The 19,467-nt window shown below is 69.2% G+C and carries 21 protein-coding genes; 10 read left to right on the top strand and 11 right to left on the bottom strand.

All coding sequences use genetic code 11. The annotated features are described in order from the left end of the window. Window positions 1-21: 21 nt before the first annotated feature. On the bottom strand, window positions 22-957 hold the full coding sequence (locus QSK25_RS32125; protein WP_285643837.1) for a hypothetical protein: 936 nt from the start codon (window positions 955-957) through the stop codon (window positions 22-24). Next, a complete protein-coding gene (locus tag QSK25_RS32130) occupies window positions 954-1,481 on the bottom strand; it encodes a SigE family RNA polymerase sigma factor (RefSeq protein ID WP_285643839.1) in 528 nt (175 codons plus the stop codon). The genes QSK25_RS32125 and QSK25_RS32130 overlap by 4 nt, the downstream gene beginning before the upstream one ends. Before the next feature lie 113 nt (window positions 1,482-1,594). Between QSK25_RS32130 and QSK25_RS32135 the strand changes: the two genes are divergently transcribed. The 3 genes from QSK25_RS32135 (at window position 1,595) to QSK25_RS32145 (ending at window position 3,838) form a co-directional block, all read left to right on the top strand. Next, window positions 1,595-2,380: an IclR family transcriptional regulator gene (locus QSK25_RS32135; RefSeq protein ID WP_285643841.1), complete on the top strand. Its 786-nt coding sequence runs from the start codon at window positions 1,595-1,597 to the stop codon at window positions 2,378-2,380. Window positions 2,381-2,416: 36 nt separating this feature from the next. After that, entirely contained in the window at window positions 2,417-2,839 is a 423-nt protein-coding gene (locus QSK25_RS32140) for a MarR family winged helix-turn-helix transcriptional regulator (RefSeq protein WP_285643843.1), read from the top strand. Between the two features lie 126 nt (window positions 2,840-2,965). Beyond that, complete coding sequence (locus tag QSK25_RS32145; RefSeq protein ID WP_285643845.1) at window positions 2,966-3,838, top strand: haloalkane dehalogenase; 873 nt, start codon at window positions 2,966-2,968, stop codon at window positions 3,836-3,838. Between the two features lie 31 nt (window positions 3,839-3,869). Here the strand turns inward: QSK25_RS32145 and QSK25_RS32150 are convergent, their stop codons facing one another. Continuing rightward, complete coding sequence (locus QSK25_RS32150; protein ID WP_285643847.1) at window positions 3,870-4,769, bottom strand: ABC transporter substrate-binding protein; 900 nt, start codon at window positions 4,767-4,769, stop codon at window positions 3,870-3,872. Window positions 4,770-4,849: 80 nt separating this feature from the next. Here QSK25_RS32150 and QSK25_RS32155 point away from each other — a divergent pair, with 80 nt between their 5' ends. Then, window positions 4,850-6,046: an RNA-guided endonuclease InsQ/TnpB family protein gene (locus QSK25_RS32155; RefSeq protein WP_285643849.1), complete on the top strand. Its 1,197-nt coding sequence runs from the start codon at window positions 4,850-4,852 to the stop codon at window positions 6,044-6,046. 28 nt (window positions 6,047-6,074) lie between these two features. On the opposite strand, the gene QSK25_RS32160 is transcribed toward QSK25_RS32155, so the two are convergent. The 3 genes from QSK25_RS32160 to QSK25_RS32170 are packed head-to-tail and all read right to left on the bottom strand — an operon-like array spanning window position 6,075 to window position 8,465. After that, on the bottom strand, window positions 6,075-6,740 hold the full coding sequence (locus QSK25_RS32160) for an ABC transporter permease (protein WP_285643851.1): 666 nt from the start codon (window positions 6,738-6,740) through the stop codon (window positions 6,075-6,077). Between the two features lie 7 nt (window positions 6,741-6,747). After that, on the bottom strand, window positions 6,748-7,386 hold the full coding sequence (locus QSK25_RS32165) for an ABC transporter permease (protein ID WP_285643853.1): 639 nt from the start codon (window positions 7,384-7,386) through the stop codon (window positions 6,748-6,750). Beyond that, entirely contained in the window at window positions 7,383-8,465 is a 1,083-nt protein-coding gene (locus tag QSK25_RS32170) for an ABC transporter ATP-binding protein (RefSeq protein ID WP_285643854.1), read from the bottom strand. Before QSK25_RS32170 ends, QSK25_RS32165 begins: the two co-directional genes overlap by 4 nt. Before the next feature lie 133 nt (window positions 8,466-8,598). Here QSK25_RS32170 and QSK25_RS32175 point away from each other — a divergent pair, with 133 nt between their 5' ends. Then, on the top strand, window positions 8,599-10,149 hold the full coding sequence (locus QSK25_RS32175; RefSeq protein WP_285643856.1) for a bis-aminopropyl spermidine synthase family protein: 1,551 nt from the start codon (window positions 8,599-8,601) through the stop codon (window positions 10,147-10,149). Here QSK25_RS32175 and QSK25_RS32180 read toward each other — a convergent pair. Together QSK25_RS32180 and QSK25_RS32185 are read right to left on the bottom strand one after the other, a co-directional pair. Further along, a complete protein-coding gene (locus QSK25_RS32180) occupies window positions 10,111-13,290 on the bottom strand; it encodes a bifunctional diguanylate cyclase/phosphodiesterase (RefSeq protein WP_285643858.1) in 3,180 nt (1,059 codons plus the stop codon). The two genes, QSK25_RS32175 and QSK25_RS32180, sit on opposite strands and share 39 nt — an antisense overlap. Window positions 13,291-13,515: 225 nt before the next feature. Next, window positions 13,516-14,712: an NAD(P)-dependent malic enzyme gene (locus QSK25_RS32185; protein WP_285643860.1), complete on the bottom strand. Its 1,197-nt coding sequence runs from the start codon at window positions 14,710-14,712 to the stop codon at window positions 13,516-13,518. A gap of 335 nt (window positions 14,713-15,047) precedes the next feature. Between QSK25_RS32185 and QSK25_RS32190 the strand changes: the two genes are divergently transcribed. Further along, complete coding sequence (locus tag QSK25_RS32190; RefSeq protein WP_285643862.1) at window positions 15,048-15,647, top strand: dTDP-4-dehydrorhamnose 3,5-epimerase family protein; 600 nt, start codon at window positions 15,048-15,050, stop codon at window positions 15,645-15,647. 3 nt (window positions 15,648-15,650) lie between these two features. Here QSK25_RS32190 and QSK25_RS32195 read toward each other — a convergent pair whose 3' ends face one another. Beyond that, on the bottom strand, window positions 15,651-15,932 hold the full coding sequence (locus QSK25_RS32195; protein ID WP_285644155.1) for a S24 family peptidase: 282 nt from the start codon (window positions 15,930-15,932) through the stop codon (window positions 15,651-15,653). Window positions 15,933-16,029: 97 nt separating this feature from the next. On the opposite strand from QSK25_RS32195, the gene sodN reads away from it, so the two are divergent. Next, on the top strand, window positions 16,030-16,437 hold the full coding sequence (gene sodN, locus QSK25_RS32200; protein WP_030476597.1) for a superoxide dismutase, Ni: 408 nt from the start codon (window positions 16,030-16,032) through the stop codon (window positions 16,435-16,437). 233 nt (window positions 16,438-16,670) lie between these two features. Next, window positions 16,671-17,426: a class I SAM-dependent methyltransferase gene (locus QSK25_RS32205; protein WP_285643864.1), complete on the top strand. Its 756-nt coding sequence runs from the start codon at window positions 16,671-16,673 to the stop codon at window positions 17,424-17,426. Window positions 17,427-17,437: 11 nt separating this feature from the next. Here the strand turns inward: QSK25_RS32205 and arsM are convergent, their stop codons facing one another. Beyond that, the gene (gene arsM / locus QSK25_RS32210; protein ID WP_285643866.1) at window positions 17,438-18,229 is read right to left on the bottom strand and encodes an arsenite methyltransferase; all 792 of its coding nucleotides are present in this window, start codon (window positions 18,227-18,229) and stop codon (window positions 17,438-17,440) included. 78 nt (window positions 18,230-18,307) lie between these two features. Here arsM and QSK25_RS32215 point away from each other — a divergent pair, with 78 nt between their 5' ends. Both QSK25_RS32215 and QSK25_RS32220 read left to right on the top strand, forming a co-directional pair. Then, the gene (locus QSK25_RS32215) at window positions 18,308-18,664 is read left to right on the top strand and encodes an ArsR/SmtB family transcription factor (RefSeq protein ID WP_285643868.1); all 357 of its coding nucleotides are present in this window, start codon (window positions 18,308-18,310) and stop codon (window positions 18,662-18,664) included. Beyond that, entirely contained in the window at window positions 18,661-19,140 is a 480-nt protein-coding gene (locus QSK25_RS32220; protein WP_285643869.1) for an aquaporin, read from the top strand. Before QSK25_RS32215 ends, QSK25_RS32220 begins: the two co-directional genes overlap by 4 nt. Here QSK25_RS32220 and QSK25_RS32225 read toward each other — a convergent pair. Beyond that, window positions 19,070-19,417 (bottom strand): DUF4333 domain-containing protein, encoded by a 348-nt coding sequence (locus tag QSK25_RS32225; RefSeq protein ID WP_285643871.1) that lies wholly within the window; start codon window positions 19,415-19,417, stop codon window positions 19,070-19,072. The two genes, QSK25_RS32220 and QSK25_RS32225, sit on opposite strands and share 71 nt — an antisense overlap. Window positions 19,418-19,467: the final 50 nt, after the last annotated feature.

The following is a 19,467-nucleotide window of genomic DNA, read 5'->3' on the forward strand; positions in this document are numbered from 1 at the left end:
GTGTCTGGGATGCCAGACGGGCTACCTCTTGCGGATCCAGCCCGTGTCGGCCTGGAGGAGTTCCACCTGGTTCGCGATCTCGACGAGCTCTTCGACCGGCGTGCCGTTCACCGGATGCACGATGATCCCGACTTCCCCCTCTTGGACGCCGAGCCCGCCGTCCTCCACGAAGCCCTGCTTGCCGCGCACCGCGATCGGTGTTTCTCGCCCCTGGAACCTCACGACACCGGAGAACACCTCCACCCGCGCTCGTTCGGTCTCGATGTCCGCGACCCACTCGTCGGCCGCGGCGCCCCAGAACTCGGTCGCCGGCTTGCCGGCCAGCCGGAACGGCGGCTGGAAGACGTCCTTCGAGTCGGCCCGCACCGAATCGGCGATGCGCAGCGCCGTCTCGCGCAGGTCCCCGCTGACGCCCCGGACGCTGACGACGAGGGCGTCCTGGGCCTTCCACCGGACCTCGGCGGTGGTACCTGCGGGCAGGTCCACCACCCTGGCCTTGCCCTGCAGGCCGCGGACGGAGACGTCCTGCCACCCGCCGGTCTCCGCGTGGTTCGCGCCGCTGGCCAGCTCGATCGACTTGTCGCCGTTGCTCGCGGCATTCCTCGGCGACCCTTCCGGCACCCACACCCTGGTCGTCACGCCGTCCTGGACGGTGCGTCCACCCTCGACGAACCCTTCCGGCAGCCAGTGCGGCTGGTACTTCAGCGCTCCCGGCACGGCCGGCACCAGCGCGGCGCCCGCGTCGTTCGGGTTCGGCGGCACGTACCTGTCGCTGGCGATGACGCCCGCGAAGATCAGGACGGCGACCGCGGCGACCCCGGCCGTGGCGAGCAGGAAGATGTTGTTGCGCTGCCGCTTGCGCTTGCGGCGCAGGGCGTTCAGCGTCGGTCCCGGGTGGGGAGTGCGTTCGGCCAGCAGGCCGAGTGCCTCCTTGATCCGCTGTTCGGTGTCGTTCACGACAGGCCCTCCCCGAGCCGCAACCCGACACCAGCGGGTTCCGGCGTGTGGTCCATGCGGAGTGTGGCCAGCGCACGTGAGATGTGGCTGCGCACGGTTCCCTCGGCACAACCGAGCATCTGTGCGATCTCCGAGTCCTCGTAGTTCTCGTAGTAGCGGAGCACCACGGCGGCCCGCTGTTTGCGGGGTAACTTCGCGATCCGCTGCAACATGGCTTCCCGCTCGTCGTAGTGATGGGTCTTGTCCGCGACGGGCGGGGTGACGGACTCCAGGGTCGTCATGCAGAGGGCGACGTCCTTGGCTGCTCTACGGCGGCGCCACGAGAGGTACTCGTTGGTCACCATGCGCTTGACGTAGGCGTGAGGGAGGTCGACTGAACCGATGCGGTCCCACTTCTGCTGCGCGCGCAGCAGGACTTCCTGGACCACGTCCTGGGCCAGGTGCGGGTCGCACGTGAGCACGGTGGCGTAGCGCAGCAACGGGGTCACCTGTTCTGCCACGAAGTCATCGAAACTCGGTGTCAATCCCGACCCCCTTCAAAACCGTCACACCCCTATGACGCAGCTCGGGCCTGTTCTGTTGAGTGTGCCCTGATGTCGTAACGGCGTGGGCTGCATCACGTGGGAAAATCACTGTTGTGGGCACCAGCAGTGACGTTCCCGCGCTGCGGAGAGGCCTCGCGGTCCTGCGGTTGCTCGCCGGCCGACCGGGCCCGGTCTCCGCGGCGTCGGTGGCGCGCGAGCTGAATCTCCCCAGGTCGACGACCTACCACCTGCTCTCCGAACTCACCGAGGCGGGCTTCGCGACCCACTTCCCCGAGGAGAAGCGCTACGGCCTGGGCGTCGCGGCGTTCGAACTCGGCTCCGCCTACCTGCGCCACGACCCGCTGGAACGCCTCGCCCGCCCGTTGTTGCGCAAGCTCGCCGACCGGATGGAAAAGGTCGCGCATCTGGGCGTCCTCCACGGCGCGGAGGCGTTGTACCTGGTACGCGAGCAGCCCCGCCAGCCGCAGTCGATCGTGTCCGACGTGGGCGTGCGCCTGCCCGCGCACCTCACCGCCTCCGGCCGCGCGATGCTGGCGTTCCTGCCTCCGGCGCAGGTCCGCGCGCTGTTCCCGTCCGTGGCGGCGTTCGTCGACCGGACCGGGCGCGGCCCGCACAACCTGCCCGCGCTGCGCCGGTTGCTGACGGCCGAGCGGCGGCAGGGGTGGTCGGTGGAGGACGGGTACGTCACGGCCGGGTTCGCGTCCGTGGCGGCGCCCGTGTTCGACCACGGGGAACGGCCGATCGCGGCGATCACGCTGACGTTCCGGCACCTGTGCGACACGCCCTGCGGCCAGGTGTGGCCGGACCTGGCGAAGGAAGTGCGCAAGGCGGCCGAGGAACTGACGGTGCGGATCGGCGGGCACGTGGCCGCCGGTTAGTCGCCATGTACATAGTAGCCATGTACCGTATCTGCCATGAGCAGTGCGGAACCGACGCCTGGGCACCTCGTGTGGCGTTTGGCGATGAAGTGGCGGACGGCCGTTGACCGCGCGTTGGACCCTCTCGGGCTGACGCACGCGCAGTACGTCGTGCTGTCGTCGTTGGCGGCCCTCGACCGGCCCTCCCAACGCGAACTCGCCGACCACACGGGCCTGGAACCGCTGTACGTCTCGAAGCTGGCGCGCTCGCTGGAGGCCGCCGGGTTCATCACGCGGGTCCGCGACACCGTCGACACCCGGACCATGCGGCTCGCCCTGTCCCCGCGCGGCCTCGAGGTCGTCGAGCCCGCGATCGCGACGGTCCGCGCGCTGATGGACCGGCTGCTGACGCCGCTCGGCGACCGCACGTCCGCCTTCTCCGGCGAACTGCTCGCCCTGCTCGCCGTCCCCCTCGACTAGGCCCTGTCCTGCGAGTCTGTCAGGTGGCAGGCGCGGGTGAGCGAGCCGGAGGCGGTGCCGCCTCCGGGTCCCTCGGCCGCCACTGCCGCCCGACAGACTTGCAGGACAGGGCCCTAGGAGCACCCGATGCCCGTCGTCCCCGTCCTCGACTCGACCGTGCACCACGAGCAGCACAGCTCCGCGCCGTTCGTGTTCCTGCACGGCAATCCCGCCTCGTCGCACATCTGGCGCAACGTCTTACCCGAGCTGGGCGGCCTCGCCCCCGACCTCATCGGGATGGGCCGTTCCGGCAAGCCCGAGATCGACTACTCGTTCGACGACCACGCCCGCTACCTCGACGCGTGGTTCGACGCGCTCGCCCTCGACCGGGTCGTGCTGGTCGGCCACGACTGGGGCGGCGCGCTGGCGTTCGACTGGGCCGCCCGCCACCCGGCCCGCGTCGCGGGCATCGCGTTCTTCGAGACGATGCTGAAGCCGTTGCGCAGCGAGGAACTCCAGCCCGCCGCACGGGAGCGGACGCGCCGGCTCCGCACGCCGGGCGTCGGCGAGGAACTGGTCCTGGACCAGGACACCGTGGTGCGCCAGGCGTTCACCGGTGGTGTGCGGACACCGGTCTCGGACGAGGACATGGCCGCGTACCTCGCGCCGTTCCCCGACCGGGAGAGCAGGCGCCCGGTGCTGGCCTGGATCCGGCAGCTCCCGGTCGACGGCGAGCCGCCCGCGCTCATCGGGCGGATGGAGGCCTACGGCGCCTGGCTGGCCGCGTCCGCGGACGTGCCGAAGCTGCTGCTGACGTTCGAGGGGTCGCCGACGCTCGCCATCACACCCGAACTGGCGGCCTGGTGCTCCGCGAACATCGCGGCGCTCGACGTCGTGGCGCTGGGCGAGGCCGGGCACCACGCGCCGGAGGACAAGCCGAAGGAGATCGCCGCCGCCGTCGGCTCGTGGGCGCACGACGTCCTGGGCCTGGGAACGAAAAACGCCGGTCAGCGGGCGTGATGCCCGCTGACCGGCGCTGCTCAGCTCCGGGTCAGATGCCCGCGGAGGCCAGCCACTCCTTGGCGACCTTCTCCGGCTCCGGCTTGTCCGGCGACGACAGCTTCTGGTTGAGCTCCAGCAGCTGCTTGGTGTCGAGCTTCTTCGAGATGGCGTTGAGGGTGTCGCGGACCTGCTGCGACGCCTTCTTCTCGTTGATCAGCGGCAGCACGTTCTGCGCGGCGAACACGTTCTTCGGGTCTTCCAGCACCACGAACTCGTTGGCCTTGATGGCCGCGTCCGTCGTGAACAGGTCGGCCGCCTGCACCGTGTTGTCCTTGAGGCCGGCGACGGTCAGCGGGCCGCCGACGTCGAGGGCCTTGAACTCCTTGAACTCGCAGGCGTACTTGGCCTTCAGGCCGGGCAGGCCGTCCGGGCGGCTCTGGAACTCGGGCGGGCCGCCGAAGACGAGGTCCTTGCAGTACGGCACGAGGTCGTCGATCGACTTGAGGCTGTACTGCGCGGCGATCTGCTTGGTGACGACGACCGCGTCCTTGTCCTCGGCGGAGGACTTCTCAAGCACGATGAGGCCCTTGGGCAACGCCTTCTGCAGCGCCGCGTAGACCTCGTCCGCGCCGACTTCCTGCGCGTCCTTGTTGATGTACTTGAGCAGCACGCCGGTGTACTCGGGGATCAGGTCGATCGAGCCGTCCTGCACACCCTTGTAGTACAGCTCGCGGTTGCCGATGTTCAGCTTCTTGGAGACCTTGACACCCTTGCCCGACAACGCTTCCGCGTAGATCTCCGCGAGCAGGCGGGACTCCGGGAAGTTGCCGGAGCCGACGACGATCGTGTCCGTCGGGGCCGGCTCGTTGTTCGCCCCGCCGGTCAGCGGATCTCCACCGCACGCCGACAACAGCATGACCGCAGCGACGGCTGTCGCGATGCGCTTCATTTCAACTCCTCCGAGGAAACCCCGTCCGTCAGGGCGGGGAGGAATCGGACCACTGACAGCGGTTCGTTACACTGTGAACGGTGAATGGGCAGGTGAAGCGGGCTTTTCGGTACCGCTTCCATCCGGACGAAACGCAAGCGGCAGAACTGTCGCGCACGTTCGGATGTGTCCGTTTGGTCTACAACCTGGCGTTGCAGACCCGCGCGGAGGCGTGGACCCAACGACGTGAACAAGTCAGCTACGCGGCAACGTCGGCGTTGCTGACCACCTGGAAACGCACCGACGACCTGGCTTTCCTGAACGAGGTGTCGTCGGTGCCGCTGCAGCAAGCGCTGCGGCATCTGCAGACCGCCTTCGCCAACTTCTTCGCGAAGCGGGCGAGGCATCCGCGATTCAAATCGCGCAAGAAGTCCCGGTTCAGTGCGGAGTACACGCGCTCGGCGTTCCGATGGCGCGACGGGACGCTGACGATGGCGAAAATGACCAGACCGCTGGAGATCCGCTGGTCTCGGCCGCTGCCGGCGGGCGCAGTTCCCTCGACGGTCACGGTGTCGCGCGACGCAGCCGGACGCTGGTTCGTTTCCCTGCTGTGCGACGACCCTGGTGTGGTGCCTCTGCCTGCGTCCGATTCGACGGTGGGAATCGACGTCGGCCTCGAGCACCTGCTGAGTCTTTCCACCGGAGAGAAGATCGCCAATCCCCGTCACGAGCGCAGGGACAGGAGCGCCCTCGCGAGGGCTCAACGCGCGTTGTCCCGGAAACAGCGGGACAGCAACAACCGAACCAAGGCGCGAACTCGGGTCGGTCGCATACACGCCCGCATGAAGGATCGACGCACGGACCACCTGCACAAGATCACTACTCGACTCGTGCGCGAGAACCAAACGCTCGTGATCGAGGATCTGGCCGTATCGGCGATGGTCTGCAACCGCAGCGTCGCTCGCGCGATCAGCGACGCGGGCTGGCGGCAGTTCCGGCGAATGCTGGAGTACAAGGCTGACTGGTACGGCCGTGAGGTGGTCGTGGTCGACCGCTGGTTCCCGTCCTCCAAGCTGTGCTCGGAGTGCGGGGCGCTCGCCGCTGGATTGCCGTTGCACGTCCGTGCGTGGACCTGTGCCTGTGGTGCAACCCATGATCGGGACGTGAACGCGGCACGCAACATCCTGGCCGCCGGACTGGCGGTGTCGGTCTGTGGAGCCGGTGTGAGACCTCAACGGGAACCTTCCCGGTCGGGGCGGTCGGCAGCGAAGCAGAAAGCCCTGGGGCGCAAGCCGTAGGATTCTCCTTCTCACGAGGGAGACGAAGTCAATTCTTTCCTCCGGTTCCCACTGGACGCAGCCCGGGCGACACCGTCAGCCGTTGCAGGCCGGCGAACCCCAGGTCGACGAGAACGGCGAGCAGTGCCACGAGCACCGCGCCGGCGAGCATCTGACCGAAATCCTGCAGGGCGAGGCCGTCGAAGACGAACCTGCCCAGTCCACCGGCGCCGGTGTAGGCCGCGATGGTGGCCGTGGCGACCACCTGCAGCGCGGCACCGCGGAAACCGCCGTAGATCAACGGAAGCGCGTTCGGGATCTCCACCTGCAGCAGCACACCCGACTCGCGCATGCCCACGCCCCGCGCGGCGTCGACGGCGGACGGGTCGACCGCCCGGACGCCCGCGTACGTGCCGGCCATGATCGGCGGGATCGCCAGCAGCACCAGCGCCACGTACACCGGGAAGTCGCCGAGGCCCGCCCACAGCACGACGAGGATCAGCACCGCCGTGGTCGGCAGCGCCCGCAGCGCGTTGGAGAGTCCGACGATCACGAACCCGCCCTTGCCGGTGTGCCCGACGAACGCGCCGAGCGGGATCGCGATGACCGCGGCGATGAGCAACGTCAGCAACGTGTAGCCGAGATGTTCCAGCAACCGCACCGGAATCCCGGTCGTGCCGGACCAGTGCGCGGGATCGAAGAGCCAGCCACCCATGCTCAGCTCACCTCCCCACCCGTGCCCACGGCGTGAGCAGCCGTCCGACGAGCAACAGCAGACCGTCCGCGAGGACCGCCAGCACGACCGTCCCGACGAGACCCGCGAAGACCTTCGGGCTGTTGTCGGTCTGGTAGCCCTCGGTGAAGAGCTGGCCGTAGCCGCCGAGCCCGACGAGCGCGCCGACGCTCACCATGCTGATGTTCGACACGGTCGCGACCCGCAGGCCCGCGATCGTGACCGGCAGCGCCAGCGGGAAGTCGACGGTGAGGAAGCGCTTGAACGGCCGGTAGCCCATCGCGTTCGCGGCGGCGATCACGTTGCCGGGCACCGCGGACAGCGCGTCCGCGATGGACCTGATCATCAGCGCGACCGTGTAGACGGTCAGCGGCACGATGACGTTGATCTCGTCGAGGATCTTCACGCCGATGACCACCGGCGTGATCACGATGAGCGCGATGGACGGGATCGTGAAGAGGATGTTGGCGAACGGGAAGAGCACCGTGCGCGCCGTCTGCGACCGGCTGGCCCACCACCCGAGCGGGATGGCGAGCACGAACCCGATCAGCACCGGCACCGCGGAGAGCCGGAGGTGCACCGCGGTGACCTCCCAGAACCTCTCCCAGTTGTCGAAGATCCAGGTCACCTCGGGACCTCACCCGCGGCACGGGCCTTCGCAAGCGCCTGGATCACGTCGTCGGCCCTGACCACGCCGGAGACCGCGCCGGCGTCGTCGACCACCACGCCGAGAGCGGACGGCGAGCTCAGCGCCGCGTCGAGTGCGCCCCTGAGGCTGCTGCCGTCGTAGAGCGAACCGCCGGAGACGAGGTCCCGTTCGTTCACCTCGACCTCACCGTCCACACCGGACAACCAGCCCTTGGGCCGGTTCTGCTCGTCGACGACCAGCGTCCAGTCCGTGACCGTGATCCGCTCGCCGAGCTTCGCCGTCGCGACGGGGTGAACGGGCACTTCCGCGTGCAGGAACGTGAGGGTGCGGTAGCCGCGGTCCCTGCCGACGAACGACGCGACGAAGTCGTTGGCGGGCGCGCTCAGCAGCTCCTGCGGCTTCGCGTACTGCGCGAGGTGCCCGCCCTTCTGGAACACCGCGACGCGTTCGCCGAGCTTGAGCGCCTCGTCGATGTCGTGCGTCACGAACACGATCGTCTTGTCGAGTTCCGCCTGCAGGCGGAGGAGTTCGTTCTGCAGGTCCTCGCGCACCACCGGGTCGACGGCGCTGAAGGGCTCGTCCATCAGCAGCACGGGCGGGTCGGCCGCGAGCGCGCGGGCGACCCCGACGCGTTGCTGCTGCCCACCGGAGAGCTGAGCCGGGTACCTCTTGCCGAAGTTCGGGTCGAGCCCGACGATCTCCAGCAACTCGGCGGCCCTGGTGCGCGCCTTGCGTTTGTCCCAACCGGACAGAAGGGGGACGGTCGCGATGTTGTCCAGCACGGTCCGGTGCGGGAACAGCCCCGCCTGCTGGATCACGTAGCCGATGCCGCGCCGCAGCGTGGGCGGATCAACGGTGAGGACGTCCTTGCCGTCCACCAGGATCGTGCCCGACGTGGGGTCGATCATGCGGTTGACCATGCGCAGGGACGTCGTCTTGCCACAGCCGGAAGGACCGACGAACACCGTGATGGTGCCCGCCTCGACCGTGAGGTCGAGCTCGTCGACAGCGATGGTCCCGTCCTCGAACCGCTTGGTTACGGCCCGGAACTCGATCACCCTTCGGATCCCTCCGGTCGTGACGGTCTCCCCGATTCGGACCGCCCTGGATGTAGATCCCAAAGACCTTAACTCGTTCGGCGTACCCCGGCACAGCGTTCCACGATGTGACAGCCCGTATGGTTTACCGCTTGTGACGATCGATCAGGTCCGGCAGTTGGTGGCGGAACGCGGCGTGCACGCCCGCAAGCTCCGCGAGGTGTTGTCCCTGCTCAGCGAGGACTGGCACCCGCTGGCAGAACTCGTGCGCCTGCCCGCGGTACCCCGCCGCACCGTGCAGGACCTGCTGAAGGCCCTGGGCGACGACGCCGAATCTTCAGGTGATCGTTACCGCATCGCCCCCGGCCTGGTCGGCGCGTACCGCGCGGAGTTCGGGGTGTCCGGTGTGCGCGACCACACCGACGTGCTGCGCCAGATCCTCGTGGACGTCGCGGACGTGCCCGCGCCGTTGTCCTCGTTGGACCACGTGCAGGCCACGGCTGAGACCGCTCTCAACCGGGCCGTGTGGCTGGACTCCGTCTACGACCTCGCGGGCAGGCGCCTGCTGTGCCTGGGCGACCACGACCTGACGTCGCTGGCCGTCGCCGCGGTCAACTCGTCGGTGTCGATCACGGTCGTGGACCTGGACGAGCGCCTGCTGGAGTTCATCGACTCCCGCGCGGCGGCACGGGGTCTGAACATCCGGACGTTGCACTGCGACATGCGTTTCGGGCTGCCGCAGGCCGTTCTCGAGTCGGCCGACCTGGTCTTCAGCGACCCGCCCTACACGCCAGAGGGCATGGGCCTGTTCGCCGGCCGCGGCATCGAGGCGCTGGAGGACATCGCGTCGGGCCGCCTGCTCCTCGCCTACGGCTTCTCCGACCGCACGCCCGCCCTGGGCCTGAAGGTGCAGCAGGAACTCCAGAAGCTCGGCCTGGTCTTCGAGGCGATCCTCCCGGCGTTCCACCGCTTCGACGGCGCGCAGGCCATCGGCTCGGCCGCGGACCTCTACGTGTGCCGTCCCACGGGCCGCCGCGCGGTGTCCGGCGGCACGCGCATCTACACGCACGGCGCGCAGTCCGTCGAGTCGTTCGGGCCGTCGTCCGAGGCTTTGGCCGCTTTGTCCGACCTGGCACCGCGTCCCGAGTCCTCGCCGCCCCCGAAGCCGCGCGCGGCGGGCTGGGCCGAGCCCGTCGGCAAGGGCGCCGCCTCGCTCGCCGTCGACCTGTCCGCGGACCCCGGCCCGTGGCTGCTGCGCACGTTGCTCGCGTCGTCGCCCGCCCGCCTCGCGTGCCTGGTGCCGAACAACCATCCCGCCGTGTCGTCCGAGGCGGGGCAGAAGGAACTGCAGGAACTCGTCGCGACGCGGTTCAGGTTGAAGTTCCTGCGCAACAACCCAGATGCCAGGACGACGATCGTCGTCGCCGATCAGGTGCTGACCGGGACGCTGTCGCTGGGCGAGCGTGCCGTGCGCGAGGTGCTGATGAAGGCGCACGGCAAGCTGCGCAACGTGTGGCGCGAGGCGTTGATCACGGCCTCGCAGGGCGTGCTGACCAAGAAGCAGGCCGCCGAGATCATCGACAACGCCCCGGTGGTGCAGGAGGACCTGGAGCTGCGGCTGATCGACCTGCCGAAGCACCGGATCGCGGCGTTGCTGCCGGAGGTCTCAGCCAGCGCGCGGTATGTGGAGCGGACCGAGGGCTAGCACGGCGCGGAACTCCTTGGGCGGCACCGGACGCGAGAACAGCCACCCCTGGTACGCGTCCACGCCCACCCCGCGCAGCACGTGGAACTGGGTCGCGGTCTCCACGCCCTCGGCCACGCACTTGCGTCCCATCGCCCTGGCCATGTCCACGACGGCACGGGCGACGGCGAAGTCCGAGGAGTCGTTGCCCACGCCCGAAACGAAGCGCCGGTCCACCTTGATGATCTGCGCTGGCAGGTCCTTCAGGCGGGCCAGCGACGAGTAGCCGGTGCCGAAGTCGTCGACGGCGAACTGCACGCCGCGCTTCACCAGTTCGTCCATCGACTGGCGCACGCGTGAAGGCAGGTCGACGAAGGCCGTCTCGACCAGCTCCAGCACCACACGTTCCCACGGGACGCCGGACTCCATGATCGCGGTGGAGACGATGTCCACGAACTCCGGATCACCCGGCACGAGACCGGCCAGGTTCACCGCCACGGACACCGGGCGGCCGTCGGGCGCGGGCCAGGTCGCGGCCTCGCGCAACGCCGTGCGCAGCACCCAGCGGTCCAGTTCGCGCATCAGGTCGCCCTGCTCGGCGACGGGCAGGAAGACGTCCGGCGGCAGCAGGCCGCGGTCGGGGTGCGGCCAGCGCACCAGGGCCTCGGCGGTCAGCACCGCACCGTCCACGCCCACGACGGGCTGGTAGTGCAACGCCAGGCCGTCGTGCTGCAACGCGTCGCGCAGCTGGCCCTCCAGGTGCACCTGGCGGTCCGCGGAGGCGATCAGCGCGGCCGAGGCCAGCGACACCCGGCCGGCACCGGCGCGCTTCGCCTCGAACATCGCGGCGTCGGCGAAGCGGAGCAGGTCGGCGCCGTTGGCGCGCGAGCCGTTCGGGACGGCGGCGCCGATCGACGCCGAGACGCGGACCAGCTGGCCGTGCACCGGAACGGCGGTGCGCAGCAGGGACGCGACCCGGGTGGCCAGTGCGTCGACGCCGCCCACCGAGTCGATGTCCTCGGAGATGATCACGTACTCGTCGCCGGACAGGCGGGCGGCGGTGCAGCCGTCGGGCAGGCCGCCCTCCAGCCGCCGCGCCAGGGCCACGAGCAGCTCGTCGCCGGCGTCGTGGCCGAGGGAGTCGTTGACGCGCTTGAAGTTGTCGATGTCGCAGAACAGCACGGCGACCTTGGAGCGGCCGGGGCCGTCCAGCGCCTTGCCGAGGATCTCCTTCACCAGCGCGCGGTTCGGCAGGCCCGTCAGTTCGTCGTGGGTGGCCTGGTGGCGCAACGCCTCGGCGGCGCGGCGGCGTTCGGTGATGTCCAGGAACACGATCAGCCAGAAGCGGCGGCCGTCGTCCTGGACGGACAGGGCGATGTGGAGTTCGCAGTAGACCTTCTCGCCGTCCGGGCGGACCAGGATGCGCTGCGGGATCTTCTGCGTGCGTTCGGCGGCCCACTGCAGGCCGGGCGAGGTGTCCTCGGGGTGGGTGAGCTGTTCGGCGGTCATGCCGCGCAGCTGTTCGAGCTCCATGCCGAGCAGGTCGCACAACGCGTCGTTGGCGTCGACCAGGCGCTCGCCCTCGTCGAACAGGCCGATGCCGACGGGGGTGACGGACACGAGGTCGGTGAAGCGCTGCGAGGAACGCTTCATGCGGGCTTCGGCGGCGCGCTGCTCGGTGACGTCCTGGGCGGTGCCGACGGCGAGCCGCTTGCCGCGCGGGTCGTGCACGATCATGCCGTGGCACCGGAAGATGCGCGTCGCGCCGTCGGTGGGGCGCATGACGCGGTGCTCGCACTGGACGGCGATCTCGTCGACGGAGAGCTGGCGCCACAGGTCGTCGACCCAGGAGCGGTCCTCGGGGTGCACGAGGTCGAGGTAGTACTGGTAGCTGCCGGCGACCTCGGCGGGGATGCCGTAGAGGTCGCGCAGCATGTCGGACCAGACGACCTCGCCGCTGGCCGGGTTCCACTCCCACATGCCGAGGCGGGCGGCCTGCTGGGCGTCCGCCAGTCTTCGGCGGTCCTCGCGCATCTGGCGTTCGAGGGCACGCGCCTCGGTGACGTCCTGGATGGTGCCGTGGTAGCGCTCGATGCTGCCCGACGACGCGAACTCCGCTCGGGCGCGGCACATGTAGACGCGTTCGCCGACCTCGCTGCGGACCTCGATCTCGACCGGTTCGCCGTCGCTCGCGTGCAGCAAGGAGTGCCGCAACGCCTTCACGGCCTCGCGGTCCTCCGGGTGCACGCCGCTGAGCAGGTCGTCGTCCGGCGTCATGCCGAGCTCGGCGAACATCTCCATCAGCACTTCGCTGCGGTGCACGGCGCGGGTGCCGGTCTCGTACGCCCAGCTGCCGATGCGGGCGATGCGCTGCGCCTCCAGCAGCCGTGCCCGTTCCTGGGCGAGCTCGGTCGCGGCGCGCTTCGCCTCGGTGATGTCGCGGATGTAGCCGGTGATCTTGTCCAGGGCGCCCGCGTCGTCGAGCTTCGCCTCCGCGACGCCGCGGATCCACCGCAGCTGGCCGTCGGGGCGGATGATCCGGTACTCGATGTCGATCGGGTCGCCGGTGATCTCGCGACCGTGCCAGTACGTCTCGACCATGTGGTGGTCGTCCGGGTGCACGACGTCCAGGACGGCCTGCGCGCCCGGCACGACGGTGCCGCGTTCGAGACCGAGCAGTGCGTAGTGCGTGTCCGACCAGACGGTGAGGCCCGTGCCGGGGTCGAACTCCCAGGAGCCCAGCTCGGCGACCCGCTGCACCTTGCGCAGGCGGCGCTGTTCGTCGCGCAACGCGTCCGCGGCCGTGGCGAGGTCGGAGACGTCGATCAGCAGGACGGCCTGCAGGCCCGTTCCCGGTACGGCGTGGCGGGCGACGCGCACCGGCAGTTCGGAGCCGTCCACGCGCGCCAGCCGCAGGTCGGAGGTGTTGCCGAGGAGCAGCTCACCGAGCGGGTGCCCGACGAGGTCGTCGGCTCCCTGCGCGCCCGCGAGCTCCACGGCGGCCGGGTTGGCCTGCATGACGACGCCCTTGGCGTCGACGAGCAACGACGGCGCGTCGGGCAGGGTCAGCCCGTCGAGCGTCATCGGAGGTTTCCCGTTCGCCGGGGCAGCCGTCCGTGCACGGCCGTTCACCACCGTCGCGCGTCCCACCCACTTGGGCACCGACCCACCCTCTCCCGCATCCACCGCCCGCGGCAATTCGGGTGGGCACGACAACGGCACCCGAACGGCGGCAAACACGAACCCTCTCCTCGGGTGAACACCCGAGGAGAGGGACGGTAGCGCTTCAGAGCGTCATCGCCCACCCCTGCACGGGTTAACGAAAAGCCACGTTCGTGGTTCCGGTTCCCGTGAACTTGCAAATGAGTGGCGAATACAGGCGTGTGATCAGGCGACTCCGTCGGCCTTCGCGGCCACGGCCACAGCCGCTGCGACCTCGGGTCCGACCCTCGGGTCGAGCGCGGAGGGCACAATTCGGTCTGGGCCCAAATCATCTTTCGCGACGGCCAGAATTGCGTCGGCGGCCGCGAGTTTCATGCCTTCGGTGATCCGTCGCGCACCCGCGTCGAGAGCCCCGCGGAAAATGCCGGGGAACGCGAGCACGTTGTTGATCTGGTTCGGGAAGTCGCTGCGGCCGGTGGCCACGATCGCGGCGTGCCGGGCGGCGACGTCCGGGTGCACCTCGGGGTCCGGGTTCGACAGCGCGAACACGATCGAGTCGTGCGCCATGCTCGCGATGAGGTCCTCGGACACCTTGGAGGACGACACGCCGATGAACACGTCGGCGCCGCGCAGGGCGACGTCGATGCCACCGTCGAGGTCACTGGAGTTCGTGACCGCCGCGATCTCTTCCTTGATCGGGTTGAGACCGGCCCGGCCCGTGCGGACGATGCCGCGCGAGTCGAGCAGCGTGATGTCACCGGCGCCGGCCGCGATGAGGATCTTGGCGATCGCGATGCCCGCCGCGCCCGCACCGGAGATGACCACCCGCTGGTCGCCGATGTTCTTGCCGAGGACGGTGTTCGCGCCGTTCAGCGCCGCCAGCGACACGACGGCGGTGCCGTGCTGGTCGTCGTGCATGACGGGGCAGTCGAGCGCCTCGATCAGCTTCTGCTCCAGTTCGAAGCAGCGCGGCGCGGAGACGTCCTCGAGGTTGACCGCGCCGAACGACGGGCGCAGCCGCACCAGCGTCTCGACGATCTCGTCCACGTCCGTCGTGTTGAGCACGAGCGGGATGGAGTCGAGGCCGCCGAACGTCTTGAACAGCGCGGACTTGCCCTCCATGACGGGCAGCGACGCGCTCGGGCCGATGTCGCCGAGACCGAGCACCGCGGTGCCGTCGCTGACGACGACGACCAGGCGGTGCGCCCACGTGTACTTCGCGGCCAGCGACGCGTCCTGCGCGATGGCCTTGCTCACTCGTGCGACACCAGGGGTGTACGCGATGGACAGCGCCTTCGGGTCAGCGAGCGAGGCGGTCGCGCCGACCTCGAGCTTCCCGCCCAGGTGCGCGTTGAAGATCTCCTCGTCCGTCAACTGCGTCGGATCGGAGTTCTCGATGCGGGCTTCGTTCACTGCTGTCACGGCGTCCCTCCTGCGGTGCGGGCGGCGTAGTGGCCCTTCAAATCGGGCTCATCACCAAACGGCGCACCGGCCCAGCGTTGTCACGCCGGGTACACGGGGCCTGGAAACTCGGTCGTGCCCTCCGACGAGTTGCGTCGGAGAACGGCCCGAGTGCTGCGGGTGACGGGAAGTGTGGCAGGGACCCGCGTCGCTGTCTGCGGCGGGGATCACACTTTTTCCGCAGGTCAGAGGGCATGTAGCAAGACGTCCGTCCGGTTTTCTGAACCGACCGGTCAGTTTCCGCTGGCAGGAAGCACCCGATCGGTCAAGAAAGATTGACGCCTTAGAGTGACGGCATGCAGGCGAGTTCGCTGAAAATTGACGGCGCGTTCGAGTTCACTCCCCGGACATTTCCCGACGACCGCGGCGTGTTCGTCTCGCCGTACCAGGAGGCCGCCTTCGTCGAGGCGGTCGGGCACCCCCTCCGGGTAGCCCAGACGAACCACTCGGTGTCCCGCGCGGGGACGATCCGGGGCATCCACTACGCGGACGTCCCGCCGTCTCAGGCGAAGTACGTCTTCTGCCCGCGCGGCTCGTTCATCGACGTGATCGTGGACATCCGCGTCGGCTCCCCCACCTTCGGGCAGTGGGACGCCGTGTTGGTGAACTCCACGAAGTGCAACGCGGTGTACCTGGCCGAGGGCCTGGGCCACGCGATGATCGCCCTCGAGGACGACACCACGATGAACTACCTCTGCTCCACGCCCTACAACCCGTCCGGCGAGCACGGCCTCACCCCGCTCGACGCCGCCCTGGACCTGCCGTGGCCGCGCGAACTCGAGTTCAAGCTGTCCGAGAAGGACACCGCCGCCCCGACGCTGGCCGAGGCGTACGAGGCCGGCGTCCTGCCCCGCTACGAGGACTGCCTCGCGCTGTACGCCTCGCTCAAGGCGTGAGATTCACGGCCGGAGCGCAGGTCTCGGCCATAGTCGAGCTTTGACCACTCCGAGCACCTCAGCGGGTCCGAGGTGCTCGGAGTCGGTGCTCGCGAACGGGTTGTCTCCCACCACGTGCCACCCGCCGTCCACTTCGTGGGAGGCACGCTTCACCGACAGCTGCCCCGGCCGGCTCGCCCACCGAACCAGGACGATCTGCCCCGGTTTGGGCTTCACACCCCACCTGACCAGCACGATGTCGTCGTGGCGGAGGGCAGGTGCCATCGACGGACCCCGGACGAGCACGGTGGAGAGGCGCGGTCTCAACGATCACCCTTCGAGCAGCCGGAGTAGGGTCCTACCTGTCGGAGCATCCACTGTCTTTCTCATTCTGGGAGGAACGATGCGACTCGTGTCGCGCATTCTCCGCCCGCGCGTCGAAGCCACCGCGCACTGCGACCTGCCCTGCGGCGTCTACGACCCGGCGCAGGCCCGCATCGAGGCCGAGTCGGTCAAGGCGGTCCAGGAGAAGTACCAGGCCAACGAGGACCCGGAGTTCCGGGAGCGCGCCGTCCTGATCAAGGAGCAGCGCAGCGAGCTCGTCAAGCACCACCTGTGGGTGCTGTGGACGGACTACTTCAAGCCGCCGCACTTCGAGAAGTACCCCGAACTGCACGACCTGTTCAACCGCGCCACCAAGGCCGCGGGTGCGTCGGGCACCAAGGGTTCGATGGACCCGGCCAGCGGCCAGGCCCTGCTCGACCTGATCGCCCAGATCGACAAGATCTTCTGGGAGACCAAGCAGGGCTGAGTTCAGAGCCCTGAAAACGACGCTGACCAGCGGAACCTGTTTCGTCGGTCAGCGTCGTTCGTCGTCCTCGGGGGGTTGTTCGACGGCCCCCGGACGGTCCAGCGAGTCCACAGTGGACGGCACTCCGAGCGCTCGTGCTTCGCGTCACCCTCCGGAAAACCATTGGTGACCGACTTGCCCCGCTGATGTACTGACGACCGCCGTGAGTCTGCCGCGTGACGGAGGTCGTAGGTGTGAGCAGCTACAACGCGCTTGCCGAGGTGTACGAGTGGCTCATCTCGGACGCGAAGCTGACTCCGGCCGAGTTCGCCGCGTCGTTCGATGACGTCCTCCGTCTCGTGCCGCCGAACGCTCACGTCCTCGACTGTTCGTGCGGGACCGGGCAGTTGGCGGTCGGCCTCGCCGGCCTTGGCATGCACGTCACCGCGACCGACGCCAGCGACGCGATGGTTCGCCGGACCGCGGAGTTGGCCGAGGAGTTCGGGGCATCCGTCCGGACGGTGCGGGCGGACTGGCAGGAGTTGCCCGCCCATTTCGACGACGGCACCTTCGACGTGGTGTTCTGCGTCGGCAACTCGCTGCACCACGCCGAGGGCGCGCGAGGCAGAGCCGCTGCCCTGGAGTCGATGTCACGGCTGCTGCGCCGCGGCGGGCGCTTGGTGCTCACCTCCCGCACCTGGGAACTCGTGAGGGCCAGGGGTTCCCGGCTGGACATCGGTGACCGACTCGTCCGCCGGAACGGACGCGATGCCGTCGTGGTCTACCGCTGGGACATCGCGCCGAACTGGGAGGACGAGCACCACATCGAGATCGCGATCGCGCAGGTCGACGCGGCCGGGCCGGTTCTGGTGAGTTCGGAACTGCTGTCGAGCTGGCCCTACCGCTACGAAGAACTCGAAGCCGAGTTGCACCGGGTCGGCCTCCGGACGGACATGAGCACGTTCGACCCCGAGGCCGAGAACTACACGGTGGTGGCGAGCAAGGTGTAGCCCACGGGCTCTCAGTCTCGGCCAACGGCAGGGACGACCGTGGCGGCGGGAGCATCGGCCGGCTTGACCGCCCGGACGATCGCGGAGTGCATCCCGTCGGCGACCTCGTGGGTCGAGGTGATCTCCACGTCGGTGAAGCCCGCGGCTTCGAGGCCGTCCCGGTACTCGGTGAACGACAGCGCCCCGGCGATGCACCCGACGTAGCTGCCTCGCTCGGCGCGCTGCTCGGGCGTGAGGTCGTCGTTCGACACGACGTCGGAGACGCCGATGCGGCCACCGGGCCTGAGGACGCGGAACGTCTCGGCGAAGACGGCGGGCTTGTCGGTCGACAGGTTGATCACGCAGTTGGAGATCACGACGTCGATCGTGTTGGCGGGCAACGGGATCGCCTCGATGTCGCCCTTCAGGAACTCGACGTTCGCCGCACCCGCCTTCGCCGTGTTGGCCAACGCCAGGGCCAGCATCTCCTCGGTCATGTCCAGGCCGTAGGCCTTGCCGGTGGGGCCGACCCGCCGCGCGGACAGCAGGACGTCGATCCCGCCTCCGGACCCGAGGTCCAAGACCCGCTCTCCCTCGTTCAGCTCGGCGACGGCGGCCGGGTTGCCGCACCCGAGTGAGGCGGCGACGGCTTCGGCCGGCAGGGCTTCGCGGTCGTCGGCGGCGTAGAGGGTCGAGCCGAAGTTCTCGTCGGTCTCGATGGGCTGGGGTCCGCAACACGTCGTGTCGCCGTCGGTCACCTTCACGGCTGCCGCGGCGTAGCGCTGGCGCACGACCTCACGCAGGTCTGTGGACGACTCGGTCATCTCTGCCCCTCAACTCGTTGTATCGATGTTGGTCGATGCAACCTTGCGCCTTGATTCGAAGAACGTCAAGATAGAAGTGTGTCGAAACAAGAGCTGGAGATCGTGAAGCCCGACGGCTGCTGCGGCACCGTGAGCCCTGCTCCGCTGGACGCCGAACAGGCTGTCGAGCTGGCCACCGTCTTCAAGGCTCTGGGCGACCCCGTGCGGCTGCGACTGCTGTCGATGATCGCGTCCCGCGAGGGTGGGGAGGTCTGCGTCTGCGAGCTGACGCCGGCCTTCGACCTGGCGCAGCCGACGATCTCGCACCACCTCAAGCTGCTGCGGCAAGCCGGGCTCGTGGACTGCGAACGACGCGGGACCTGGGTCTACTACTGGGCACTGCCCGCCACGCTCGACCGGCTCGCCGGGTTCCTGCGCACCTCCGTGAACGCATGACCGGCACGCTCGGACGCCGGGCAACCGCTGAAGCGCTCGGCACCGCCGCGCTCGCGGCCGTGGTCGTCGGCTCCGGCATCCAAGCCGCGGGGCTGTCGCGGGACGTCGGCGTGCAGCTGCTCGCCAACTCACTCGCCACCGTGCTCGGCCTCGGGGTGCTGATCACGTTGTTCGGGCCGGTGTCGGGGGCGCACTTCAACCCCGTGGTCACGCTCCCCCTCCTGGTTCACGCACCGGCGCCGCTCAAGGAGGTCGGCGCCTACGTCGGGGCGCAGACGGCCGGTGCGATCGTGACCACCGGGCGTGCGTTCACGGACACCTTCGCCGGGATCGCGCCCTCGCCGGTCGCGGCGTCATCGCTGTTCAACTGCGGTGTGAGCGGTCAGCGCCGGAGCAGCTGTCGGGCTAGCCCTCGAGCTTCCCGACCTGGATCGTCCCCGCCTCCGCGTCGGTCACCACGATCCGCACGGTCTTGACCTTGTCGTCGTGCACGACCGAGCACCCGAACGCGTTGCCCGACCTGATCACCACGTGCTCGGGGCAGCTCATCCCGCTGCTGATCCCCGGCAGCTCACCCCGGTCGCCCAGCACCCGCTGCACCCGCTTCGCGAGCTCGGCGCTGTTGAACGTCATCTCCTGCCGCGCCTCGACCGGCAGCCCGGAGAACCACAGGACCTTCGCCGTCAGCACGACGGCACAAACGGCGACCACCACGGCAGACGCGGCCACCGCGAACTGTGCGCTCCGACTCATCACGGGCATTTCATAGCCGATCAGGTCCGACGGGGGAGGGCGATCGGCGC

The sequence above is a fragment of the Lentzea sp. NBRC 102530 genome, assembly GCF_030269365.1.
Lineage (GTDB): Bacteria > Actinomycetota > Actinomycetes > Mycobacteriales > Pseudonocardiaceae > Lentzea.

Excerpts from the sequence above, each read along its gene's own strand:
- sodN (WP_030476597.1), top strand. The coding sequence starts at position 16,030 with ATGCGACTCGTGTCGCGCATTCTCCGCCCGCGCGTCGAAGCCACCGCG.
- QSK25_RS32190 (WP_285643862.1), top strand. The coding sequence starts at position 15,048 with ATGCAGGCGAGTTCGCTGAAAATTGACGGCGCGTTCGAGTTCACTCCC.
- QSK25_RS32160 (WP_285643851.1), bottom strand. The coding sequence starts at position 6,740 with ATGGGTGGCTGGCTCTTCGATCCCGCGCACTGGTCCGGCACGACCGGG.
- QSK25_RS32140 (WP_285643843.1), top strand. The coding sequence starts at position 2,417 with ATGAGCAGTGCGGAACCGACGCCTGGGCACCTCGTGTGGCGTTTGGCG.
- QSK25_RS32225 (WP_285643871.1), bottom strand. The coding sequence starts at position 19,417 with ATGAGTCGGAGCGCACAGTTCGCGGTGGCCGCGTCTGCCGTGGTGGTC.
- QSK25_RS32145 (WP_285643845.1), top strand. The coding sequence starts at position 2,966 with ATGCCCGTCGTCCCCGTCCTCGACTCGACCGTGCACCACGAGCAGCAC.
- QSK25_RS32220 (WP_285643869.1), top strand. The coding sequence starts at position 18,661 with ATGACCGGCACGCTCGGACGCCGGGCAACCGCTGAAGCGCTCGGCACC.
- arsM (WP_285643866.1), bottom strand. The coding sequence starts at position 18,229 with ATGACCGAGTCGTCCACAGACCTGCGTGAGGTCGTGCGCCAGCGCTAC.
- QSK25_RS32150 (WP_285643847.1), bottom strand. The coding sequence starts at position 4,769 with ATGAAGCGCATCGCGACAGCCGTCGCTGCGGTCATGCTGTTGTCGGCG.